Origin of the sequence: Spongiactinospora sp. 9N601, assembly GCF_044326295.1 — a bacterium.
GTDB lineage: Bacteria > Actinomycetota > Actinomycetes > Streptosporangiales > Streptosporangiaceae > Spongiactinospora > Spongiactinospora gelatinilytica.
In genome coordinates this window covers 167,065-190,930 of sequence record NZ_JBIRBB010000018.1, presented here as the reverse complement: position 1 = coordinate 190,930, position 23,866 = coordinate 167,065, and the positions used below count along the sequence as shown (strand labels likewise).

At 60.4% G+C, this 23,866-nt stretch carries 19 protein-coding genes and 1 pseudogene; 4 read left to right on the top strand and 16 right to left on the bottom strand.

Going from position 1 to position 23,866, the window contains the following annotated elements:
• Positions 1 to 601 precede the first annotated feature (601 nt).
• Entirely contained in the window at positions 602 to 2,320 is a 1,719-nt protein-coding gene (locus ACH34R_RS35225) for a hypothetical protein (RefSeq protein WP_397565887.1), read from the top strand.
• Positions 2,321 to 2,324: 4 nt separating this feature from the next.
• Entirely contained in the window at positions 2,325 to 3,275 is a 951-nt protein-coding gene (locus ACH34R_RS35220; protein ID WP_397565885.1) for an HNH endonuclease, read from the top strand.
• Between the two features lie 608 nt (positions 3,276 to 3,883).
• Here the strand turns inward: ACH34R_RS35220 and ACH34R_RS35215 are convergent.
• The 6 genes and pseudogenes from ACH34R_RS35215 to dndB all read right to left on the bottom strand — a co-directional run bounded on the left by ACH34R_RS35215 (position 3,884) and on the right by dndB (position 10,439).
• A complete protein-coding gene (locus ACH34R_RS35215; RefSeq protein ID WP_397565884.1) occupies positions 3,884 to 4,312 on the bottom strand; it encodes a hypothetical protein in 429 nt (142 codons plus the stop codon).
• 271 nt (positions 4,313 to 4,583) lie between these two features.
• Positions 4,584 to 4,919: pseudogene (locus ACH34R_RS35210) on the bottom strand (transposase); the annotation flags it as partial.
• Between the two features lie 524 nt (positions 4,920 to 5,443).
• The gene (dndE, locus tag ACH34R_RS35205) at positions 5,444 to 5,821 is read right to left on the bottom strand and encodes a DNA sulfur modification protein DndE (protein WP_397565883.1); all 378 of its coding nucleotides are present in this window, start codon (positions 5,819 to 5,821) and stop codon (positions 5,444 to 5,446) included.
• Positions 5,811 to 7,799 carry a DNA sulfur modification protein DndD gene (gene dndD / locus ACH34R_RS35200; RefSeq protein ID WP_397565882.1) on the bottom strand — a complete coding sequence of 663 codons (1,989 nt, stop codon included), beginning with the start codon at positions 7,797 to 7,799 and terminating at the stop codon, positions 5,811 to 5,813. Before dndD ends, dndE begins: the two co-directional genes overlap by 11 nt.
• Positions 7,786 to 9,309: a DNA phosphorothioation system sulfurtransferase DndC gene (gene dndC / locus ACH34R_RS35195; protein WP_397565881.1), complete on the bottom strand. Its 1,524-nt coding sequence runs from the start codon at positions 9,307 to 9,309 to the stop codon at positions 7,786 to 7,788. Before dndC ends, dndD begins: the two co-directional genes overlap by 14 nt.
• Positions 9,306 to 10,439, bottom strand: a complete 1,134-nt coding sequence (dndB, locus tag ACH34R_RS35190) for a DNA sulfur modification protein DndB (RefSeq protein WP_397565880.1) — start codon at positions 10,437 to 10,439, stop codon at positions 9,306 to 9,308. The genes dndC and dndB overlap by 4 nt, the downstream gene beginning before the upstream one ends.
• Before the next feature lie 83 nt (positions 10,440 to 10,522).
• On the opposite strand from dndB, the gene dndA reads away from it, so the two are divergent.
• Entirely contained in the window at positions 10,523 to 11,680 is a 1,158-nt protein-coding gene (gene dndA, locus ACH34R_RS35185) for a cysteine desulfurase DndA (protein WP_397565879.1), read from the top strand.
• Here the strand turns inward: dndA and ACH34R_RS35180 are convergent.
• From ACH34R_RS35180 to ACH34R_RS35135, 10 genes are all read right to left on the bottom strand, one after another.
• A complete protein-coding gene (locus ACH34R_RS35180) occupies positions 11,667 to 13,115 on the bottom strand; it encodes a DNA phosphorothioation-associated putative methyltransferase (RefSeq protein ID WP_397565878.1) in 1,449 nt (482 codons plus the stop codon). The genes dndA and ACH34R_RS35180 overlap by 14 nt on opposite strands.
• 215 nt (positions 13,116 to 13,330) lie before the next feature.
• On the bottom strand, positions 13,331 to 13,831 hold the full coding sequence (locus ACH34R_RS35175; protein ID WP_397565877.1) for a DNA phosphorothioation-associated protein 4: 501 nt from the start codon (positions 13,829 to 13,831) through the stop codon (positions 13,331 to 13,333).
• Positions 13,831 to 15,900, bottom strand: coding sequence for an AAA family ATPase (locus tag ACH34R_RS35170; protein ID WP_397565876.1), 2,070 nt, complete (start codon positions 15,898 to 15,900; stop codon positions 13,831 to 13,833). The genes ACH34R_RS35175 and ACH34R_RS35170 overlap by 1 nt, the downstream gene beginning before the upstream one ends.
• Positions 15,900 to 16,088 carry a hypothetical protein gene (locus ACH34R_RS35165; protein ID WP_397565875.1) on the bottom strand — a complete coding sequence of 63 codons (189 nt, stop codon included), beginning with the start codon at positions 16,086 to 16,088 and terminating at the stop codon, positions 15,900 to 15,902. Before ACH34R_RS35165 ends, ACH34R_RS35170 begins: the two co-directional genes overlap by 1 nt.
• Positions 16,089 to 16,101: 13 nt before the next feature.
• The gene (locus ACH34R_RS35160; RefSeq protein WP_397565874.1) at positions 16,102 to 18,216 is read right to left on the bottom strand and encodes a DEAD/DEAH box helicase family protein; all 2,115 of its coding nucleotides are present in this window, start codon (positions 18,214 to 18,216) and stop codon (positions 16,102 to 16,104) included.
• Positions 18,217 to 18,526: 310 nt separating this feature from the next.
• Positions 18,527 to 19,330: a histone-like nucleoid-structuring protein Lsr2 gene (locus ACH34R_RS35155; protein WP_397565873.1), complete on the bottom strand. Its 804-nt coding sequence runs from the start codon at positions 19,328 to 19,330 to the stop codon at positions 18,527 to 18,529.
• 1,694 nt (positions 19,331 to 21,024) lie between these two features.
• Positions 21,025 to 21,351, bottom strand: coding sequence for a hypothetical protein (locus ACH34R_RS35150; protein ID WP_397565872.1), 327 nt, complete (start codon positions 21,349 to 21,351; stop codon positions 21,025 to 21,027).
• Between the two features lies 1 nt (position 21,352).
• The gene (locus tag ACH34R_RS35145; RefSeq protein WP_397565871.1) at positions 21,353 to 21,556 is read right to left on the bottom strand and encodes a hypothetical protein; all 204 of its coding nucleotides are present in this window, start codon (positions 21,554 to 21,556) and stop codon (positions 21,353 to 21,355) included.
• Positions 21,557 to 21,915: 359 nt separating this feature from the next.
• Positions 21,916 to 22,209: a hypothetical protein gene (locus ACH34R_RS35140; RefSeq protein ID WP_397565870.1), complete on the bottom strand. Its 294-nt coding sequence runs from the start codon at positions 22,207 to 22,209 to the stop codon at positions 21,916 to 21,918.
• Positions 22,151 to 22,636, bottom strand: a complete 486-nt coding sequence (locus tag ACH34R_RS35135; RefSeq protein WP_397565869.1) for a hypothetical protein — start codon at positions 22,634 to 22,636, stop codon at positions 22,151 to 22,153. The genes ACH34R_RS35140 and ACH34R_RS35135 overlap by 59 nt, the downstream gene beginning before the upstream one ends.
• Before the next feature lie 400 nt (positions 22,637 to 23,036).
• On the opposite strand from ACH34R_RS35135, the gene ACH34R_RS35130 reads away from it, so the two are divergent.
• Entirely contained in the window at positions 23,037 to 23,762 is a 726-nt protein-coding gene (locus tag ACH34R_RS35130) for a hypothetical protein (RefSeq protein ID WP_397565868.1), read from the top strand.
• Positions 23,763 to 23,866: the final 104 nt, after the last annotated feature.

Genomic DNA, 23,866 nt, shown 5'->3' with positions numbered 1-23,866 from the left:
ATCGACTGGCGTAGACACCCAACGATCATGAGGGGTCGCGTTTGTCATCCGCGCCCAGGGGTGCCCTTACCGCCCGGTCTCATCGAGCCCACATGTGTCCCACCAGCCGAGAACGCTTCAGCCCTGCACCCCCGGCGCCCTTGGAGACCAGGACCTCGCCGCCGCTGGGATCGAAGGCGGGATGCCAGCGTTCGCGAGTCTCAGGAGGTGCCCACTTCCTCCGACCGATGTCGTAATGCCCATGAAGTGATGTATCACCATCTGCGGCCGACCCTCGAACAGATTCCCCTGGCAACCTTTCCATTGGGTCGCTCGAACGGTATGGCTTGTCCACACCAGCAACCGGCCACCGCTAACACGTACATCGCGCCTCCACCGACCGAGACCTCCATATTGCAAACCTCAGAGGTCTCTCCATGGCCTGGCGCATCATCGTTCTGATCACGAAGACAGGACGATCACATGACCACACCCCTCAAGCTCCGGACATATCTACGCACACAGTGCATCACTGGACATAGTTGCGTGGGCTACATGACCTCGCATCAATAGACTCATGACGCTAACATAACCAGGACCATCCTCTACGAGTAGGAGAGCCATGTACTTCCGCTATCCCGCTTGCCAGATGCGGCAAACATCCCAGGCAAAACCGCTCATCCTCTTCTCGGCTCCGGCAACAGAGATCGAGCAATGGGCAGGCGTTCCCCAGCGGCAGCGACTCCATGGCGAGGAAACGGTCGGCTTTCAGCGTGAAGAAAGCGTCTCTCGTGTCGCCGAAATTTCAGCTTTCTTCGACAATCCACACAACATTGTCCAGAATCCGCTATTGGGTGCCCTCCAAAGCGCGCAGTCGGTTACTTTCGTACCCGTCGACGAGGACCAAAGTGTTGGTCACGTAGTGATCGAGTACGAAAGCATCGATGACCTTAAGCTCCTGGACCTTCTTAGGCGGCTCCGCGACCGACTGGAGCAACGTATACCAGGGCTCCTAAGCGCCCCTATCCCGCAAGGTCGGTATCAGAGAACTTTGGCAGAGGCAGCCAAAGAGCATGGGATGCCTCACGATCCCGATGTTGATCTGGATGACGTAGACAGTGAAGATGATTTTGATCCGTCGGCCGATGATCCGGAAGACATTTCGGGCATCTTGCTCGCCGAAGAAACCAGAATAGTCGACTTCTATATCGAGATCCGGACTCGTATTGCAGCACTGGAAAAGTTCCCATCAGAAGAAGACCCCGACTCAATAGTAGGTTTCACGAAAGAAGCCGTAAAATCCTATCTCCTCCCGATAGTTCTAGTCGACGGACAGCATCGTCTTCGCGGAGCAGTTAGAGCAGCCCGGGCGTCGCTCGAAACACCTATTGGGAAGAAGAGGCTAATGGAGGCCCTCTTTGGCGAAGGCAGTGTCGCCCCTGATGAGATTGACCCCGACTCGCTTGCCAGCAATCTCATCAAACACAACGATAGATGGCTTCCCATGTCGCTTCTTATGGATGACAGCCCCAGCGAACATGTCTTCCAATTCGTTGTAGTTAATCAGAAGGCAACCCCTATGGGTAAGGCTCTTCTGGGCACGATCGTCTCAACGAGTTTGAGCAAAGAGGAGCTCGAGCCAGTCGCTCAACGCCTCAGAAATGCCAAAATACAGCTCGACGACTCACGTGCAGTCGCCTATCTGACTCGCGCCGAAGAAAGCCCATTTAAAGGGCTGGTCCAGACCGGAATTGTTGGTGATAACCCAGAGCATCTGCAATGGACAGTTCTTAAAAGTCTCGTCCAAGTCTTCCGTGAACTAACAGGCGGGAAACTATACGGCCAGAAGAACGACTACGCCAGAAAATGGCGACGCGAATTCCTCCCTCAAAGCGAGCTCGTATCTGAGGGGGATACGGACGAGGCAAAGTTCAAGATCTGGAGTCAGGCAGATGGACCGTGGCGCACCGTCTTCATGAGATTTTTCACACTCGTAAGAGACAAATTTGGCGTCATCGATGACATGCGGGCGCCGAACGCATGGGGAAGTAGCAGGGGCAACCTATTCAACATGGTCAGTCTCACGATCTTGGCAGCTGATTACTTCGAATATCTGTGCATGCGGAAAAGGACGCTTAACCACGTCGCCGATGTCGATGCAACATTCGAAGACTGGCTCGATGGAGTTAAGGACTCCTACTTCGCACGCGAATGGCCGCTACCCACAGGCATGAAGAAGGATCAGCGACCCGTTAAAGTGAAGTGGGCATCGCTTTGGTCCGAATATAGGCGCGATCCTTCTACCGGCCTTCCCAAGGCCATCGAGTACGTTCCCAAGTAACGATATGCAATCGAACCAGGTACGGGGTTTCCTCCGTTCATTGGAAGAGCTAGATAGGAATCGGTGGGATCGTGAAGCACTCCAGGAGTTCGCGAAACTCAAGGTGCCTCACCACATGCTTGGGCCGAAACAGCTACTACTGGAGGTCGATGTAACTGTACTCCACGCCTGGTGGTTCATCGAAAGTGTGGCTGATCTAGCTATTTATGTTCACGATGAAAGTACGCACATCCTTCACCTGGGAATTGATATCCTCCGTGAGACCCGGCGACGCTACCCAACGCTTCCACTCGATGAAGTTAAGCAGCTCGCTGAAACACTTACGGAGATAGCCTGGGGAGAAGTCCTTCAGCGGCGTGCAAGAAAGAGACACAGCATCACGCTTGCCGACCGGAGGCTACTTTGGTCCAATGCACAGCCGGACCCTCGATGCTATCTTTGCGGCTATCAGTTCTCTCCCCAGGCCGGCGCCCGCCTTGTCCGTTCAGGCAATGCGCCAATCCCAGAACCGCCATTCGTGGATTTCACCCGGCCGCGTGGCCTTAATCCTCGGGATCTTAGGATAGAGGTAGACCATGTTCGGCCGGTTACAGCAGGAGGCTTGACTGACATCAGCAATCTGAGGCTAGCTTGTGGTTGGTGCAATCGCGTTAAGAGCAAATATGGCAGCTTATACGATGTTGGCTCATGGGCTCTGGGAAAAATCCTAAATCCACACCTCGGGTGGGTGACAGTTCCTCAGCCCTTCTGGGTCTTACGCCTTGTCAGTATGACTGGTCGGTGTGAAGAAGCGTCTGGCTGTACTGCGACATTGGATACCCATGAACTGTTCGCCGGACCGCAGAATGCTCGCGGTGCTCTTAATCCAGCCAACTTCGCTGTCTACTGCTCTGACCACGATCCATGGTCTTATGAGAGGTTTGTTTCACTTGCCACTGCAAGGTCACGCATCTGAAGCCAAATAGTAAACAATTCTCAGAGTCGACGTAGCCCGCAGATGATTCGTCAATACTTCGTGAGGGGAGACTGGTTATCCATCTACCCTTTCCCGGCTCAAAGATATCTTCGGACGTGCTGATACGAAGGCCTCGTTCAGGCAGGCGGTCCTTAGGCATGAGACGAGTGAAGCTATCGTGTACCGCTACTGCGAGACGACACGTGCTGCCTCAGAATGCGCCGAAATTCTCTATTATGCTGCGTTACCCGGTCGGAGTAGGTGATTGTCTGCGAGCAGTGCCAATATTCGTGACGACCAACCGGTTGCTGTCCTCTTCCGGCCAACAGCGAAAGAGCGACCACCGCTTCCTATAATCGATCATGCATCGACAAGTCGACAGCTGGCTCCGGAGCGAGCCGTGACGATAATTGCAAGTCTCAGCTTGAGATCGCAAGTGGAGCCCAAGACCCACCCGAAAGGGTCCCGGTTCAGTCATGAAACCGCTCTTGCCCCGCTACCGGCCCGAGACAAAGACCATCTGTCTCGTCAAAAGCGCGTCGGGATAGCGCCTGTTAGATGTTCGTCAACTAGTACGGCAGTCTCCATTCGCGAGCTGAGCTGTGGGTTTACGCGAGGGCCAGGCGGGCGCGTTTATGAAACCAGCGGGCCCGGGCCTGGTGTCGGCGTCGCCAGATCGACCAGTGGGCGGCGTTCAGCAGTGAGGGTGGTGACATGGTCGCGGCGATGAACAGGCGTTTGATCTCGGCGACGGTCATGGGGATCATGCCGGTGTCGGCCGGGGGTTGCTGGCCTGGTCGGACGGGTGGCGGGGCCTGGGTGTCGGTGCGGTGCCGAGCGGCCGCAGCGCTGACGGCGCAGATGGCCAGGGCGGCCATGACGAGCACGAGGTGTCGCAGGAGCGCCTCGTAGAGACGGACCTGGGACTGGTCCAAGCCGAACAGGTCCTTTCCGAACTCGAAACTCTCCTCTACCGGCCACCTCAAGCCCGCGCCGGCGATCAGGCGAGGCAGGGTGACCGGCTGGCCCTCCGGCACGAAGCAGTTGTGAAAGGCCAGTTCGCCGCTCTTGCGGTGCCTGCGGACGAGCAGGAAGTGCGCGGGCCGGCAGTGGCGATCCAGGCCCAGGCATAGGCGCGTTCGCCTTTGGAGCCCTCACGGCCGAGCGGACGGTCCAGGCGCGTTTCGGCCTGCAGTGTCGGGCGACGGCCTGTTCGCAGGTCAGACGGGTGCCGCCGCCCAGGGGCAGGATGAAGGAGGAGCGTACCCGCAGCACGTAAGCCTGCTCGTGTTCCTCCAGGAAGGTGCGCAGCTTGGTGCAGGCACCGTAGACCTCGTTGCCGGCGATGAAGTCGAAGACGATGCCGTCGAGGTAGGCGTCGGCGAGCAGGCTGATGGCCAGTTCGCCCTTGGTGGCGAAGACCAGGTCCAGAGGCAGGCCGGTGGTGGTCGCCGTGACGGGGTCGCTGATCTGCTCGGCGGGGATCCACTGGCGGGCGCCGATCAGCGCGTGCCCGGTCCCGGCTCGGATGAAGGCCAGATAGACGGTGTTGACGCCGTTGTCGATGCCGCCCGCGCAGCCCATGTACTGACGCTTGACTCCTGAGGTGGCCCGGCCCCTCTTCTCTTGGCCGGACTCGTCCAGCGCGCCACGGTCAGGCCGGCGGGGCCGGGGGCGGCGTTCAGCCGTTCGGCGGCGTAGCGGCGTACCACACTCATCGCCCCGGCGGTGTCCCAGCGGGCGCGGTTCAGCAGGCGTTGAGTAGCGGCGGGAAAGCGGTCCCCGGCGTGCTCGGCGATCGTCCAGCCGTTACGTTTGGGCAGTCGGACATGACAGCGCGGATGTATTTGGCGGCTTGCAGGCGGAGCTCGATCCGGGCGAACATCGGGGCCAGTGCGATGAGCAGGTCGTCAGTGTTCCGTTGCACGCGGCGTGCCTCTAGGATGAGCGCGGCAGCCGTTCTCGATCTTGTACTCGTCACAAAGTCATGATCACGAGCGGCTGCTCTCGTTGTGCCTGCTTCCGATCACGAGATCACAACGGCCTCTCGCTCGTCCTCGCTGGTCAAACCGCGAATGGAGACTGCCGCACTAGTCCACAAGCCGAACACCTCTCGTCTTTTCGATCAGACAAAAGACAGGCGGTACAGCTCACTACACTTATAAGATCTAGGCAAGAGCAGCCTTTACCAGATTATCCACCGAGTTTAGATCACCTCGCCCTGCAAGATACCCAATGCCGCGATGTAGGTGTGTAATGAGTGTCCTCCCACAAGCTTCCTCGGTTGGTTCATTGCCATCACGCTGACATCGGGATCTAATCAATGCCATGTAGATATCCCCGTAAGCTCCAGCGAAGGTGCGCCAAGACATCTCGATATTGGAATCGGTAACGACATCACGCACTAGGGGAGGCGTTTTGTCTTGCAAAGATACAGCTAGAGCCCAGCGGCACAGGACGTTCCAGTTTTTAATGCCAGTGACTCGTTTAAGCTTGATCAACTGATCCTTGGCCGGTCGAGACAATCGGATTGTATCAAGCGACATAGCGAGTCTTTCCCCATCCGTATCCGCGTTCGATTGTGGTTGTGAGCGTTGTATCGTCGTGGACCAATGTGTACGTCTGCGCGATCGATGGGATGAGGCGCTGTAGCAGCTCATCGTCGATCTCTTCGTCTGTCGATAGCAGAAGCACTTGGTGGCTTGCATGCGGGAAGTAACGCTCAACTAGATTCAGTCTGTGCCGACTATCCAGTCGACCCAGCGGAGTATCGATGACGCTCGGGAGTCTGTTACCCGCTACGCGAGCTAGACCCCAGAGGAGGGATACCGCCAAGAGCTGACGCTCGCCTGCGCTCAGACGTGCAGGATTGAGGTCGTCGCCGTCCGCGCCAATCAAGGTCAAGGTGAACTTGCTAGTGTCGATGCGGAGGTCCTTGACCAGGCCGTCCTTCCGCATTAGGCGGCTGAAGCTGTCTAGTACAGCAACCTCCAACCGACTGATATGACGCTGCAGCAGGAGCTCTCCGAATTTATCCAAAGTCTTACGAGCACGGTCGGAGTACGAAACCACACGGGCACGGTGCTCGATCTCGGCTAGTCCCTTGGCTCGTTTGGCGTATGCCTTCTCGCGGGCTGCCTTGAGCTGCACATGTTCCCGGACACGTGCAGCGTGAGCCTCCTCCGTGGCGTGCAGTTCCCGCTCGAGGTCTTCCACGCGCTGACGGACCTTGTCCTGTCGGGCGATAAGGCCGACGATTGCATCTTCTGCTGGAACGCCAGCCAACTGCCGATCTAGCGCGTCGAGCTCCACTCTGAGCTCGTCAGACTCAGTGAGCAGCTCTTCCGCACGCTGTGCTTCGCTCTCAAGAACTCGGTCAAGCGAGTTGAGTTGCTGGATGCCGGTCGCCGACATCTGAATCACTCTAGGAACGTCCGCATCTGCCGCGCGCTGGGCACGATCCTCTTCCATGAACTGGGTGATCTGCTCAAGCTGAACATCCGATATGCCGTTGCCGAGTAGCGAGAGAATCTCCTTGTCTCGCTTGTGCAGAGCATCAAGCAGCTGCTCGGCGTGGACCGCATCTTCCTCTCGAGCTACCTGTGCACGCAGAGCTTCCAGCTGATCCTTGAGGAGCAGGAGTGGAAGCGGTCCTGCTGCTATGGTGTTGGCAAGAGTCGCGCTTACAGCTGCGAGCCGGCCCTTCGCGTGGGCACTCTTTGCTTCTAGCTCCGCCCGACGGCGGAAGAGGTCTCCCCCTTCCTTAGCGAAGGCGGCCTGGACAGCCTTCAGCTCCTTCTTCTCATGTAGGAGACCGGCTTTTGCGGAAGCGACTCGCTGAAGCGCATCAGCTCTGGCCACCTCGTTTTCCTCAAGCTGAGCTTCTATAGTGGCGATCAGCTCGAGTGCGGCCTTGTCTTCTCGGCTAACCTTCTGGCGTCGTTGAAGAGCCAGCAGGTCGGTTCGCAACTGTTCGACCGTGCTGACCCCTAGCAGCGATTGAACCGCCGACTCGATGACTGGAGCAGCCCGCTCAGGATCAGCAAGCGATTCGATCTTCTCACCGTCAAAGAAGAAGAGAGATGCGACTTCCAGCGGTAGGAGATCCTCTACATAGTCTGTCCATGTGTCACTGACAGCCTTATCGTGTTCGCCGTTGACGAATACCGCCAGTGACTCGCGGAGAGTCTTTCCCGAGATAGACCAGTTTCGCTCAATACGGTAATGACGTTGCTGCCCTTCAACCGTGGTCGAAAACCAGAGTTTCACGCTTGCCTGCTTGGGCGCGGCCTGGCGGTTCACGCTGTCACGGAGGAATGCGTCGTAGGAGCGGTTCCCCCTACCGCTGCACCGTGCTCGGGAGCCGTACAACGCAAGTTGGATAGCATCTAGCAGCGTCGTCTTCCCGCAGCCGTTGAGGCCGCCGATCAGGATGATCGGCTTGCCCGGCTTGGGATTGAGAGAGAGGACCTGCCTGCCGAGGTATGCTCCGAAGTTCTCGAGAGTGATCTCATGCAGGAGCATCGGTGCTCTCTTCGTCCAATCCGATCAGGGTGGGGGCGACCTTGTTCTGCTGATTGCGTTTGGCTAGGTCAACCGCATCATCCGCATCCGTGTAGTAACCCTTCTTAATCGCCTTCTCAAGTGCTTCGAACAGTCCGGAGCGACGAGTCATCGTGCGGAATCTCCGCTCAACTGCAAGTAGCTCGCGCATCGTCTCGAAGTGCAGGTCATCTCCGTCGCAGACCTCACGAAGCAGCTCTACTTCATCCGCAGCCACTGCGAGGTGCTGGTCGAGCGGACCGCCGGGGAACTCCTCGCCTGTCTCCTGCTTGTAGATCTGGGGCAGCGAATCCTCAACCTCATGCTTCTCGAAGACCCAAATACGCCGGATCTCATGCAGCTCGTTCATGGTAATTAGCTCGATGTCGCGCACATGCTCCGGAGCGTTGTTTCGAATCCAGGTCTGCGCGTTAAGGAGTTTGCGGAGCCACTCCTCACGGGCCTTCTGTGTGTACGGTCCAGGAACGTTGCGATCGTGGAAGAGCTGAATCGTGCCGTTCATCTTCCGGAAGTCACGCAGATGGCTGTCGTCGGGAGCGTCGAGCTCGTCGCGCAGCTCCAGGAGCGGAAGCATCCACTCCTTCTCCTCGTCGTTCTGAATCATCGCCGACATGGACTTGTCCTTGTCAACGAGGGTGCACGTCCAGCAGCCGAAGCGGCTGTCACCACAGGAAGGAGTGGTGTTATCTACCACCAGCGGGCATTCTCCGTCGCTCGAGGCTCCTTGATACATGGTGAGTAGGTCCTTGTTCGGATGCCCCCAGGGGTTGGGCTGCTGCATCAAGAACGTCCAGACCTCGTCGTTGCTCCACGCCTCGACGGGGCTGTAGACAAGGGAGTTGGGAAGGTTGCCGTTGGGCGAGAGACGGTCTCGGACACGGCGCTTCTCGTGGCGCTCCATCACTCGGGCGCGAGCCTGGCTCTCGGCCTTGCGGATGCCCAGGACCAGGATCGCCTCACCGTGGTCATGCACGACTCGGCGAATAAACGAATTAGAAGGCTTGATCTTCAAGCGTTCGGTGCACCAGCGAAACTTCGGCTTAGGAGCGGGGTATCCCTTGCCGATCAAGCCGACCCAGAAGGTGTCCTTCACATCAGGCACCAGCCGATTCGGTTGGATCGGAAGGTGCTGCTTCTCTGCCGCCCTACGCATGGTCTCCAGCGATTGGGTCACCCAAGCAGCGACGACCGGGTTCTCAACCAATGTGTCCGTACTGATGACATAGACGGGTTTGGTGCGCTGATCGGGCTCTAGGCCTAGTAGCGCCAGCCACACGAGTTGAAGCACCGCAGTGGAATCTTTGCCGCCGCTATAGCCGACGACCCAAGGAACCTGATCGGCTAGGTATAGCTCACGGATCTCTGCGGTCAGCTCGTTCACCACCGCGGCGAGACCGCCCTGACTCTCAAAGGGGACGGCGCGCCGGGTGGGCGTGTTCAACATGACGGCACTGCGCGTCGGGGTGCTCATCGCTCTCCTCGGTGGTAGGCGTCTTCTGCCTGCTGCTCATCGGCAGTCAGTTCGAGACCGAGCTGCTTGCGTAGGTAATTCACGGTAAGTACGACGTTTTGGTGATTCTTCGAGACACGGCCACCGATGATTGCACGTCCCTCCCAGTCAGGATTGGTCCGTGACCAGTCCACGTCCCGAAGCGGCGCCAGCCGCGGCTTCCACTCCTCTGGATCGAGGGAATCACGAAGCAGTGTGTTCCCGAGCAGCCCTAGCGCATGGAGTGCAATCCCATGCGTATGTAGGTACTGCTTGCGTATCTCGGAGGCGGACAGGGATCGTCTCCGCACCTCTCCCCAGTCCGGGATGAGATCATCTATAGCTTCCCAGTAGCCCCACGACAGGCGTTCCCCGTCCTTGCCGCTGGTCAGCTCTAGCCCCTGAAGAAGGGCGCTCATCGCCGAGTACAGGGCGCTGAGCGTGAAGAGCTTGCGCGATCGAGCTGAGAGGTTGCTGCTCTCCATCTCTACGAAGTTGCGGAACACCGGGCACTTCAGCGCTAGGAGCCGTGTCAGCTGCGAGAGCTCATCCCGATGGTCGTAGAGGACACCTATGGAACGAGCCGGCCGCACGGCATGGCGGTTCAGGTCGGCGAACATCTGCTGGCTGCGCTCAAGGCCCGCGTCATGGAAGAAGACGACGGCGATGGTCTCATCGCCGAGCGATGGGTTCTCTTTGAGTGCCACCTCGATCGCAGCACGCCGGTGCTGGCCATCATTGATCAAGAAGCGCGATGCCATCGGGATGTGCAGCTGACCAACACGCAACCCTGGCCCCTGGTCCGCCACCCCTACGAAGCGCATGGCGCCATCGACGGAGGCGGTTAGCGCAGAAAAGACGTAATCATCAGGGTTGTCCAGGATGTACCGGGCGAGCGCTGGAACTCGTCCCTTGTTCAGGACTCGCTGCGCCCGAACCTCGGGTGCCAGCTCGTCCTCATCGAACAAGAAGATCTTGGGAATGAGACGCAACGGACACATCGATACGTAGTACTCGCGCCCTGCCTGCACACCGCGGATAGCTGGGAAGGTGTACTCGAAGCCTGCAGTTGTGGCGTCTCCGCCTTGCTGCGCCAGCGTGTGTGCTCCCACGCGGTCCACGGTACCGTAAGTACGTGTACGTTTTAACGTACACACGTGATCTGGGGTCGACAATTACGAGAGCTGGTGTGCACGTGGTCGCCTACCTGGATGCCGCTGCAACGACGAGGGTATTCCCCGAGGTCGCCGAGGTCGTCCTGCACTGGATGTCCCGAGACTTCGGGAATGCGGGCTCGCGTACCCACGAGTATGGAACTCGCGCCAAGAAGGCGGTAGCCCGCGCGCGCGAAGGCATCGCAGCCCACCTCTCCGCCCGCCCGGATGAGTTGATCTTCACCAGCGGCGCAACTGAGAGCAACAACATCGCCATCCTGGGTCTAGCTCCCTTCGGGGCTAGACGTGAACGCCGTCACATCATCAGCACCGCCATTGAGCACAAGGCTGTTCTGGAGCCACTCGAGCACTTGCAGTCACAGGGTTTCGAGGTTGAGCTGATCCAACCGGGCCCTTCTGGCCGAGTGAGCACAGAAGCCGTGCTGGAACGGCTCCGTCCCGACACGCTGCTCGTGTCTGTGATGCAGGTCAACAACGAGACAGGTGTCATCCAGCCAGTCGCCGAGCTGGCTGAGCGTCTCCGCTCCACCGCCACCTATCTTCATGTTGACGCGGCCCAGGGCTTTGGCAAGCTGCCGGACGACCTTCGCGTACCGATAGATCTCATCAGCTTCAGCGGGCACAAGATCGGAGCGCCAAAGGGGGTTGGCGGCCTGCTCATCAGACGCCGCGGGCGGGACTCCGTGCCGCTGACCCCCCTGATGTACGGAGGCGGACAGGAACGCAAGCTCCGCCCCGGCACGCTTCCGGTTCCGCTCATCATGGGCCTGTCCCGAGCTCTTGAGGTGTTCGAAAGCGAACGTACCCAGTGGCTCCAAGCGGCCAGCGAGTTCCGCGCCCGTCTGCTGGAGGGACTCGGCAAGACTCGGTTCAACCTCCACGGCGACCAAGAGCACGTGGTCCCGCACATCCTCAACTTGTCATTCGAGGGTGTGGACACTGAGGCCTTGATCTTGCAGCTGAAGAACTACGCCGCGGTGGCCACCGGGTCCGCCTGCACGAGTGCGTCATACACTCCAAGCCACGTCCTCGCGGCGATGGGACTGCCCGAACAACAGGCCAACAATGGACTGCGCCTCTCATGGTTCCCCGATCAGGCTCAGGCACTGGACATCGACGAGTTCGCAAGCATCATCGCCGAGTACCAAGCCGGCATTGCACCGGTTAGTGCCTCTTGATCAGGCGGTGACCACGGAGCTGGCGTCCGCAGCGGACGAGCTCGGCCTCCCAACCTTGCTCTGTCCCGATGAGATGGGGATTGGCGTATAGGCCTGCTCGCAGCTCGCTATCGGTAAGTCGCCGACACTTCGGGACATCCGGATCATCCGCATGGAGAAACTCATGCTTGCGATGGAGCAGAGGCCTGTTCTCCGACTGCTCGTAGGACATGTGCGAGGTCTTGAATGTGGTGAGATCGACCATATACGACGATCGCAGCCGCGGATGCGGATCCGTGTCGAACTCCGGATAGTCCAGCCAACTCACGCCCCTACCCTGATGGCGCAGCTTGGCCAGCGTCCACTCCTGCGGACGTCCTGCCGCGAGCGAAGCGCAATGCTCATACAGGCGCAGCACAACGGGCATGTGATCAATCGCCCGGCGATGCACGTACAGGGCTGTTGGCGTGAGCTTACCGACCTTCGAGCCGTTCATCGCACCACGGACATAGGCGTCGTCGCGCAGCTTGAGCAGGAGACGATCGGACCGCATGCATGCTTCCTTGTAGGAGCTGAAGAACGCTCTTACGTCGAGCTGCACGGAAAGCGGGAGGCATCCGAAGGGACCACGTCCGTTGAACAGCTCCACCCCGAGGAACAGCAGCGTGGTCAAGGTGGATCTCTTCGCACCCTCCGCGACCTTTGAAGGATCGGCCGACACCCGAATGATCCGCTGCAGTTCAGCGGTGTTGAGATGGGCCAGGAGCTCCACCATCTGCGCCGGCATCTCCTCTACTCGTGGCGCTCTCCCTCGTTGCTCTGTGTAGTCGACTACGGACGCAATCGCCGATGCCGCGTCGTCAGAGGCTAGCCAGATGGCCGCCGGCGCGATCCGGCGAGCCAGATAACTCAGGCGTGCCTCATCCCGCTTGAACGCGTAGACGATTCCGGGAGTCGCAGAGACGCACCGGACGCCTGTGACGTCCTCAACGTAACTTCGGAGCTCGCCAGCGCTGAACAGGTGCTGAAACGTCCGCCGCCCGGTAAGCACCCCGTCGCCGAAACCCGTACCCCTGACCTTGGACTTCTCCCAGGTGAGCCGGGTGGAGACCACCAAGGTCTCCTTGGCAAGTTCCCATGCCTTGACGAGCGTACGACGCCGTTCCTTCGGGTCCTCGATGATGTTGAGGACATAAGTAAGCAGCACGACATCCGATGGGTCGAGACTACCTTCGGGGTGATAATGGGGGTCCCACCCGACCGCCCTCATGGCGATCCCCTGTAGAGACCGCACATCATCCCCTCGTCCGCACCCATAGTCTAGGACCGACGAGTCAGACGTAATCTGCTGATCCATCAAAGCCTGACGTGCGGGTACGGAAAGCCCCGTCCTGCCGATCGCGGTCAGGCGGCGTTCGGTTTCCCAAGCGCCGCCCGCCTGCTCTGTGAGAGTCACATGCCCATCATGGAGTTCAGAACCCCAAGGGGCTGAAGAGTTGGCATAGGCGCCCTGAAGATCTCGGTGGGTGGGTCGGTATGAGCTGGCCGGTTCGCCGGCTACGGAGGGGTGACCCCGCCGAGGACGGCGGTCTTGAGCGTGGGTGGCTCATACCGCGCTTCCCTGGGGCTTCGCTGGATGTTACCAAACGAGGCCCATTACAACTCACCTCGTTACGATTCGAAGTCAGGCGTTCCGAAATCGGAGAGCCGCGGACCCAAGATGTCCTGCACCCTGCTTTCTGCTTGCGTCATTCCTCGTCGGCAAAGATTCAGGATGACGTCTGTCGGACGAACTGCCACGCCGCTGTTGAGCTCGCCCTGAATGATGAGGAGCCCACCATTGGCGTACTCCTCGAATACCCTGATCCGCTCAGGGAGGCGTTCCTCAGCCATGATGCCTGCGTCGATGCCTGCGTCGTCCGAGTAGTGCAGGACGGCCATCGAATCGATGGTGGCCGAGACAATTGCGGAATTGTTGAACAACCCATAACGGATTGGGGACTCGTGCTTATCGAAAGGCTCCCGCCGGCCTCGTGCCCAGCCAAGCGCCGCAGCAAAGACGAGAACCTGCCAGTAGTTGGGGAATGGACCGCCTTCCTTGGTGGTCAATCGGCCGATCAGCTCCTCGTGCTCTTGAGGTCTGCGTACGCGGAGATCGGCGTTGAGAACCATCAGTCGTGAACCTCCGTGAGCTCAGCGCCGGTCCGATTGGAACCGACGACCTGGTAGGGGTAGGTGTTGCCGTTCAACGTCAATGTCTTGGTCGCGTTACTCACATCGAGCTTCGTGGTGTGCGCGGTGATCACATACTGCTTTCCGAGACGGGGCCGCAGCTCCTGCTCGACGATCTCTCCGGCCTGGGCCTTACTTGTTAGGATCACCACCTGGGAGGCCAGCCTGGGCAGGAAGTCAGCGACAGCCCTGCGGTAGTCGTCGTCCAAGTTCCCGAAAACCGCGTCCATCACCACTGGGAAGTCACCACCAATACCCTGGATGAAGGTGCGGCCGTGCTTCTGCGCATCCCGCGCGTCACCGATGAGTGAACCGACGAAGGCGAGCGACAGCAGCATGTTCTCACCAGTGGACTTAGGCGCCGGGACTCGCTGGCTGCCGCTCGGATCCCACAGTTCCAGCTCGAAGTCGGGAGTGAGCTCCGGCTCGTAGCTCTTGAGCGACACCAGGCGGTAAAGCTCCTGGATACGAGCGTCAAGCCGGCGCCGGACGCCCTGGGAGAGAATCTCTAGGATCTGGATAAGGGCGTTGCTCGCTTCTTCGATGGCCACGACCCGGTTCTGGATCCGGCGGCTGCGGGCGTCCTTGACCCCGAGATTGTCGGCTTGTTTCTTCAAGTCCTCCTTGACACTTGTCAGCCGCTCGATCTCGGCGACGGCCGCACCGATGGCCGCCACCTTCTCATCCCGGGCGAGCTTGGCCGCCTCCAGCTTTTCCTCGGTTTCGACAACCTCCTCAGAGGGCAGGCGCTTGAGCTTGTTTCCGATCTCGTCGATGTCGTGCTCCAAACGGCGCTCATCCTCTTGCGCCTCAGCAATCCGTTCGTCGAAGCCTCGCAGCGCGTCGTGCAGCTGCACACGTTGCCCGTCAAAGCCCGCCACGATGCCCCGAAGCTGGTTCCAAGCTGCCTCGACTTCGGCGAGACCGGCACGGGCACGCCAGAGTTCCAGGGCAGCGTGATGCGTACTTCCTTCAATCAAGGGTGTTCCGCAGATGCACTCACCGCGCTCTATGAGGTGATCGACGAAGGTCTGCTTGAGCGGTGCCGGGAGTTGCCCCCGTTCATACAGCGCTTCACACGCGGCCAAGATCTTGCCGGGCAGAGCGGGGAGGAAGGCGAGGAAGCCACTGGTTCCTACCAGGCTGGCGCGCTGTTCCTCCTGTTCCTGCCGGGCTACCCGGATGCGCCTTAGCTGATCCTCTAACCGATATCGGTCCTGCTGAAGATCCTTCGCCTCCGCGAGTTGCGTCATCTTGTGGTTGAGCGACTTGATCTCCAGGTCGAAGTGCTTCAGCTCCTTCTCGGCAGCGTTGCGGCGACGCTGCTGCTCCTGCGCCATGCGCTCAGCGTCCTCCATCTTGACGAGGAGGTCGTCCAATTTCTGCTGGGACGCACCCTCAGCCTTCATGCCCCGTCGCAGTTTCTGCGCGACCCGGGGAAGGTGTTCGATCGCACGCTCCATGGCCTCCAGCCCCAGAAGCGTCTTGACGGCTTCGCGCACGTCTTCGCCGCCCTCGTGCTTAACCAGGGCTTCGATCCGCTCACCATTCACGAAGAAAAAGCGACTCAACCGCTCGGGCAGCATTTGATCGAGACGGCCACTGGGATTGAGGACAGGTTTCAGATTGCCGTCCCTCTCGCGCTGCCACAATTGCAGTTCAGGCTTCGGCCTCGGCTGAAGCGAGCCGTGCTTCGATGCGTAGACAGACCGCTTAACGATGTAGACGTGACCGGTGTGCTCGAATTCTATGGTCACGGATGCGGTCAAGGGGGTCCCCTCGACCGCGCTGTTCCAGACAGTGGTATTGATGAGCTGATCCTGGCTCTCGACGTCGACGCTGAGCACGCCGTATAGAGCCCACGTGAAGGCGTTCAAGAGTGACGTCTTTCCGCCACCATTGGTGCCCCACAGGACAGTGACATTGGTTTCCGGCCCCTGAGCAAAGCTGATCTTTTGGACCCCCTGGTAAGGACGGAAGTTTTCCAGTTCGACCGAGATGAACTTCATTATGCGATTCCCTCGACCTTCTTCACCATTTCATCCCTGACTGTGTTTCGGGCTAACGCTTCGGACTTGTGAAGGTTCTCCCACTCGAGAGCGAGAACCATCTTGACGACCTCGTATGCGTTGGGACTGATGCCGCTGAGGATCTGCTGGATCTGTTCGATCTCTTGCTGGTCCATCTTATCGTTCACTTAAATCGCTCCCCTAAACATCCATTAGCTCGTAGTACTCGCGTAGCTCGCGTAGCTCAGTGAGGGCCTCGCCGTAGTTCTCTGAGTGTTTGGCGAACTCCACGAAACGCTGCATCTCCCGCCGAAACAGGTTTCGCTCAACCTCGAAAAGTTCCCTGTCCCGAGGGGGTACGGCGATAAAGTCGATGACTTCGGCCTCCGTTTTTCCCGGAGCCCGGCGCAAGATCCTGCCGCGACGCTGGATGAATTGCCGGGGGTTGCTGCTGCTGGCCAGCATGTAGGCGATCCGAGCGTCGGGAAGGTCGACGCCCTCGTCCAGGCAGCGCATGGAAACCAGTGCTTCAAGGTTGCCAGAGCCGAATGCTTCGAGGATCTCACGGCGCTCCTGCTTGGACTCCTGCGAGGTGTAAGAGTGCACGCGCATACCGAGTCGGTTGCCAAGCAGGTCGAGTGCCCGATCTATTTGACGCTCGCCGCCCACGGGACCATCCTCCTGCGGGCGGCCTCCCTCAGCGCAGTAGACGAGCTGGAACGGTTGCTCGCGCCGCTTGCCGACCTCTTCACACAGCGCCGCGATCTTGTTCTCAGCATGGCCGAGCACCTTGGCGCGCTTGTTGAGCAATTGCCCAAGCCGCGCCTGAGCATCGTCCCGGACCTTACCCTTGCCTCCTTTAACCTGGCCGTAAAGCGCACCAATCTTGCCTGTGAGAACGGTGTAGAGCGCCGCCTCTTCGTCCGTGAGGGGGACCAGCACTGGCCGGTACTGGTACCGGGTGAGAGCGCCGAGCTCGATCGCGTCCTTAAGCCCAAGGCTGATCAGAGTCTCTCCGAAATACTCGCGGAGTGCCTCGGTGCCTTCGTCGTCGAACCAGCGCTCCGGCGTGGCGGAGAGAGCCAGCCGCCAGGGGGCCTGATCGGGCAACCCGGCGCGGTTGTGCTCGGCTCCTAGATGGTGAGCTTCATCCGCAATGATCAGCAAGTTATTTCCTGCCGCCGAAATAACGTTCTTAAAGGCGGCCGAACCGAAGGTCTTATTTGTGACGACCAAGGTCACCGCCCGTCCAGGGCGTAGGCCAGCGATAGCGTCATTTGCCTGGGTCCACCATGTGGATACCGAGTCCCGGCATTTGACCGGGATGATCCCGAATCGGTTGAGCTCCTGCGACCATTGCTCGACGAGGTCGAGCAATGGAACAACGATCACAGTAACGAGAGAATTATCGCCCGCCCGCAACTGCCGGCCGATCTGGTCTAGCGCTGCAAGTGCGGTGATGGTCTTGCCCGTGCCAGTCGCCATCTCAAAAATGCCGCGAGCTTTCGCTTGAAGCCACTTCGTAATGGCCTCCTTTTGATAGTCTCGCAGCTGGATTCCGTCAGGAGTGCTTGCCCAGCCACGCTTGCTGACCTCCTTGAGACGGCATTGACGTGTCGTGGCGCCCGAACCTGCATTGGCCATGCGCGTGGCGAGCTTTCGCAGGTGCTCCTCTGCTTCGCTAGGGAACCCCAGAACTTCCAGACGCTCGGTCTTGCCTTGCCAGAGCGCGACGAAGTTCTGTTGGATCCGGCGTACCCGGCGCACGTCGTCGGAGATCCATGAGGAGAACACCTCGATGGACTCGAAGTTGTCTGCCATCGCAGCACGGGTCTCGTTCAGCGAGCCAGTGAAGGCGAGCACGTTGCCGTTATCATCGGCGATGACACCGATCTTCTCGTGATAAATGCCGAGCCCGTTGGTACCCGCCATAACCGCAATCTTGATCTCGAGGGCACCATCAGCAATTAGTTTGCCTAGGAAGCCGAGCTTTTCGGCCACGTGTCCATCGAGCGTGTCGGGATCAACCTCCCGGGCGATGGCCCGCGCGACGATCTCGCGGTATTCGTAGCCTCGGCGAATGTCCTCGATATCGTCAGGTGAGAGCATCGGTCCGGCGACCAGACGGATCTTGCCGCCGTTCGCGCGCAGGCCCTCGATCCCACGCGCAACCAATTCCAGGGAGGAACTGGTGAAGTAGCCGACGGCTCGGTCATACTGTACGGCTCTCGCGAGCACCGGGATATAGAAGTCGGAGGCGACGTCACTAGTGCCGCTCCTATAGGAGTCCTGGATCGAAATGTTCGAAAGGCTCATGCACTGCCTCCGCGGGTCGACCGGAGGAACTCCACACAGCCAGGCGTAAGCATCGCCGTTGGTGGCAGTAGGCAGCTCGTCCAGGCAGCATCACCACCGAAGTTGACGAGCATGCCCGAGGCCAACCAGACGTCTCTAACAACTGGACATCCGGCCATTCCGGCGTAGATGGCTTCGTTGTCGCTCTGCGTGGCACAGTGATCGAACACGACTTTCGGTCTCCATGTTGACGGAGTCGGATTAGGTTTTGCCGGACTCTGCGATGGACGGGCGGAAGGGGAGTGACGCGTCCGCCTGCCCACAGCCCGGTTCAGTCGCTGAGCATCTCGCCACGCAGAATTTGGAGGAAATCGTGGACCTTGGAGTCCGACATGCCGGCATGAGAGGGATTCCCAGGGAGAGGTGAGAAGTCCTCTACACCCATATCTCCGAGTGTGAGTTGGCCGCTTGCGGCTCCTGACGCAAGTCCGCCAGACTCGCCGGGTTCCGCCTCGACCAGCCGGAAGATCACCGGCGGACGCCCACCGTTGCTCTCACCGTCAATCAGCTGCACGTTCGGCAGGCGCTCGAGTGCCTTTGCGATCTCCGAAGCGGAATGGTTGTGTCCAATAATCTCCCACAACTGAGACTTCGTTAGCTCACCGTGTTGCCTCAGCGCCGTGTAGATCTTGTGAGCCAGAGCTACCTCGGAGCCCTGCTCGGCATGCTCGGCATGGTACCGGTGGATGACCCACATAGGGATTCGACCACGGTCGCTGACCTGTATGCCCTTCTGCTGTGCCCAGGCGCGGATCACGGCCGCTGTCCCCCCATGCGAGCGAGTGGTGTTCGGTGCATCAATACCCTCCGCAGTGCCGTATGGCTGATTGGGAGGTTCCCTTTCCAAGTAACCCGACGCCGGGGTCTGATCCTCATCCACCAACGAGAAGAGGACCGCTGCGATCGTGTCCCGGTGAGCGACGCGAACGTAGCTGGGCATCGCCTCAGCTCCAAGACGCCTCATCAGCTCATCAGCCCACCGTGTGGCTTGAGCGCGCCGTTCAAGCCGAGACATTTGGGAAAGCCGTCGAAGCCTCTCCCACGCCGGGGTCTCCGCTTCGTCGGTCATGGGCATGGACCCTCCCCAGGGCAAATGCGGTTGTCGAGGACGACGAACTGCTTGTTGAAGTCGCGCTTGTCACAGCGGACGACGAGACGAGAAGTAGCCTCGACAGACGCCTCCTGCCGCCGCTGGCACGAGGATCTAGTTCTGGGAGGCTGCTTGGCCAGGATGCAGACAGGTTTGACGCCGCTTTGTGGTGTGCCCGACATGCCGATGCCACCAGTACGCGTGTCGCCGTTGCGCCAAGCAGTGATACTGGTGGAAGCCAGCAGTTCGAGAACCTTCGCCGTAGAGGCAGCGGCATGTGCAGCTCTCAGCGACCAGGTGGAGAGCTGAGAGGATTCGCTGGTTGACAAACTTGTCCTACTATGATATAGCTCGACGAGCCGACCTGGAGGGTCGGCGACTTCGCAAAGAGGGCGACGACTTCCGGGCTGACAACTAGGGGGGCGCCGCTCTCTGCCTGTTTTGGGATACTTTGGCACGCTGGGTATTCCCAAATACTCCTCCCGAGCGCGAGTTAATCACTGACTTGCCAAAACGCGCACACCCCTCACGCTACCTGCGAGAGCCGACACCCTTAGCCTGCGGATGGTGCTGCGAAGCCTACACCTTGGTACGTATCATGCCTACACCCAAAAACGATGCTGAATGGGACATGAGCACCGAAGCCCTACCAAGGGGATCATCTCACAATATCTGAACGCAAGCTTCCGGGCGACTGTAACGGTCACCCTTAAATCCCCAAAGGTCGGGACCTATTCGATGCGCTCTGTCCGAAGGCGGTGGTGCTCGCTCCTGTGGTGCGATTCCTGCCGAGATGGGAAGACTCCGGATGCCCCATCGATCCGCTGTCTTCCGTGGACGTCAGGTTCAGTCGACGCCCCATCGAAGCCACCTTTCGCTTCGCACAGTAGTCGTTATTCATCGGGACAATTACTCATTGTGACATCAAATCAGGAAAGAAGTCGCCGCCTCGGGCGAAGCTGGTTGCTGCATGGATCTGGATTCTGATTGTCGGGGCTCGTCAAGCACTGAGGGCGACGCCCCTGACTCGTTCCACACTTATAGCCCTATGCGGCCTTTATCACATTTACCTGGATCTTGTCAAATCCATCGATGAAAGGCCTTCCTCCTCCCCACGGTCGAACAGCGCCGCAATCGAGGCGGGGACATACCCGGGATAAAGCCACACGCCGCCGCTAGTCCGAGCACCAAAAAAGCGGCCTTGCGTCGCAAGGTGTACTACTCGCGAAAGCATCACCGGCACCGAGTGAGCGTTGCAGGTCATGGCTGATCTGGCCGGGCGCCTGGTGTCGTGAGGGATGCCAGGGCAGCGTCGGTGCCATTAACGACGGCCTATCAGTCCGGTTGTAGGGCAGAGTGAGGCCGGCGGTGACAGCGTCCTGGTCGCGGCAGAGGCCGGTGGGTACAGGGCAGAGGCCGGTGTTACAGGAGTACAACTCAGGAAGGTCTTCGGCGAGGACCGCGGTCTTCCAGGCGCTCGATCTCGGCACACGCCGGTCCCACTTGCCACCGGATGACGTGATAGCTCACGCGATCGTAGGCAAGGCCGGGGATATACGCGGGATGATCTTGAAAGCTTCACGCGCCGCGTAGGATGTTTTCGCAGATCAAGTAGTTGAAACCGGCAGAGGAACCCCCACTCTCCTAAAGCGGGTGCTACGCGAACGTAGACGAGTAGGTCAGCGAGTATTCCTCAGATGGAAGCCCTCGGTTATCACGAGTTCCTGATGTGCACCAATATTTAGACTTTCCTGCCCATCTGCGCTGCATCTTGCCGGGGGCACAGCACAGATGGGCAGCTCCTCTGCCGCCCCTTCTTCAACCCGCTGCAAAGCAGTTGCGGTGACCTGTCGTGTCGCCTGGAGCGTGTCACCGGTGATGGTGACCTTGCAGGTGGCGGGGCTCGTCGGCTTGTCGAAGTGGATCTCCAGCCGGAACGCGTCGAAGAGGCGGCGAAGGACGACTTCGGGCAGCAACGCCAGCTCAGCCGTTCCGACCGGGATCACATCAAGCAGCTTCGGAACGCTGCGAACTCGCTGAACTTGCTGAAGGTCCGCCCAGCTCGCGGTGTTTCGCCGCGCGCTCCTCGGCGAGGCGGGCGGCGCGGGCGTGGATGTCCTGAACAAGATCACCGATAGGGTTGTCGGTGATCTGCAACGTCCGCACCAGCCGGGCACGGCGGGAATCGATGTCGGCGATGGCACGACGCAACGCCTCGGCCTTCGCCTAATGCTCATCCATCGCTCTGTTCTCGCCGTCGGCGAGGGCAGGGTCGAGGTAGAACGTGCGGGCCGAGCCGAAGATCCGGCGGGCGAAGAAGTCACTGACCCCGTCCATCAGCCGGTCCTCGGGACGTAGATCGCCGGAGGGTGCCCCTCCGGGCGGTGGCCGTGAGCGGGCACGCAGGCGTGGCGTGCGGACGATGAGAAGATCTTCATGTGCGATGGCGTGGATCGGCCGCCCCTGCGCCCATCTCCGGCGCGCCTCGTGGAGTTGGAAGAACGAGGCCCGGTTCAACAGCGTGCCATCGCCGAGGCCGCACAGCAGGCAGACGATACGGTCGGCGAACGTCAGTCCCGCCCAGCGGTCGAGGGTGATGATCTGCCTTCGATGAGTTCGCCGTGGTGGCGGTAGGGGCGGGCGGTGACCGCGACAAGGCCGCCGGGGCGCAGGCTCCGGATACTGCCCGCGAGGATGCGGGAGAAGCCGTCCAGCAGGGCCGGGAGCCGCTGGTACGCCAGGTTGGCCCGGTCGGCCCGGTCGGTGTAGTGGTGGTTCCATTTGCGGACCCCGGGCTGTCCGCTGTCACGGCTGGAACGGACATGGCCATGGGTGGCCAGGCCGTAGGGAGGAGAGGTCAGCACCAGGCCCCGGCTTCACCAGAGCCGCTAGGTGGGACAGCTCCACCTGCTCGCTTTGGCGGCGATGGTGTTTGGCGATGACGAGATCGGCGGTGCCGAGCAGAGCGGTGACCATCCGGTGGGTGTTGTCTGTTGGGGTGAGGCGCAGGTCGGCGACATCCAGGTCGTGGCGGGGATGCAAGCGCTTCAGCACCTGCCAGCAGCGGTGTGCCCGGGCGGGGTCGGTGAAGGTGGCCACGGCCCGGCAGCCGGTGGTCAAGGCGCTGGAGACAATGGCATGGTCGGCCGTGTCGATGTCGATGACCAGGCCGCCGAGCCGTGTGCAGGTGGTGATCAGATGCCGGGCGAGGAGTGTGCTGGCCGGCCGGCAGCAGCCATTGCGGCATGCGGGTTCCGGTTCGGTGTCGGTGGCGGCGAGCCAGACGCTCAACGGCAGATGGCGCTGTGGAGCGTTGTCCGGGTCGCTTCCGTGAGGGGCGTGAGTGTGGTGGTGGGGTGGGTGCAACGATGGTGTGGCCCGATCACACGAGCCGCCTGGTCCCTGTCACCATCGGAAATACCTGCCGCGAGAAGCGAGATCGGACAACCGGCAGATCAGCGGTCGTGCGGAACCGTGGTGATCACGCTTCTCGGCCGGGCCGTATGCACTGCTCGTTGTTCATGCAGGTCAGGGCGCTGCTGTATCAGTTTCGGGCACCCTTCGTGCAACGCCTGCGGCACCCGTCGTCTTCGAGGTCGGCGAACGGCCGCCTTTGTGGTGCTTGTCGTTCTACTCTGAAAAGCGGCATCTCTTCGGCTGGATCAGGAGTCGGTCTCGGGAGGCGGTCGCGGTGGCCGGGCATGACGAGCTCGGCGAGCGTCGGTTCGGCAAGAAGGTCGATCGCCTCAAGGCTTTGATGGAAGCGTCGCTGCGGCCGGCCTGCCGTGGGTACTACGGCCAGTTGGTGCTGACTGATCAACAAGTCGGCGAGATCGGTGACGTGGCCGAGGTGCGCCGGGCGGCCCGGGCGGCGGGGCGAGCCCTCGGCATGGTCCTCGCCGACGCCGAGGCGGGCACAGGCGCGTTGGTGATCGACCCGAAGGGCGACCTGATCACCGATGTACTAGCCCGGCTGCCCAGCCGGGCGATCGGCTCAACCGTCGTCTTCGACCCGCAAGACGCCGCCCCGCCACCCGTGATCAACGTCCTCGCCGGTCCCCATCCCGCCTTCGCCGTCGATTCCATCGTCACCATCTTCCATCGGTGCTCTGCACCTGGGTCGACTACCTCAACAACCCGCCGGCCGCACACCTCGGCCTCGCCTACCCCCAGGCGCGATCCGGCGCGTGAGGCGCTCAAGCATCACGGCGCGGTGCTCCAGGAACGGCAAGGTGGCGCCAGGGCAAGGCACAGCATCGGTCGCGCAGGGCGAAAGCGTCGGCGGCTCGTGGCACGCTGCGGTGATGTCGGGATTCACGCGCGACACCCAGCGCTACGGCGACAAGATCGAGCATCGGTGAAGTCCTTGCATATTGAGCTATTGAGCTATGCGGTCGGGACGAACACTAGAAAGTAGAGCGTTGACAGGTCAACACTTGGGCCGGGTGAGGCGACTGAGCTGTGGCTGCGATGGAAACGCGCCCATGAGATGGTCCGTGCCGCCGTCGTCGCCGAGACCAC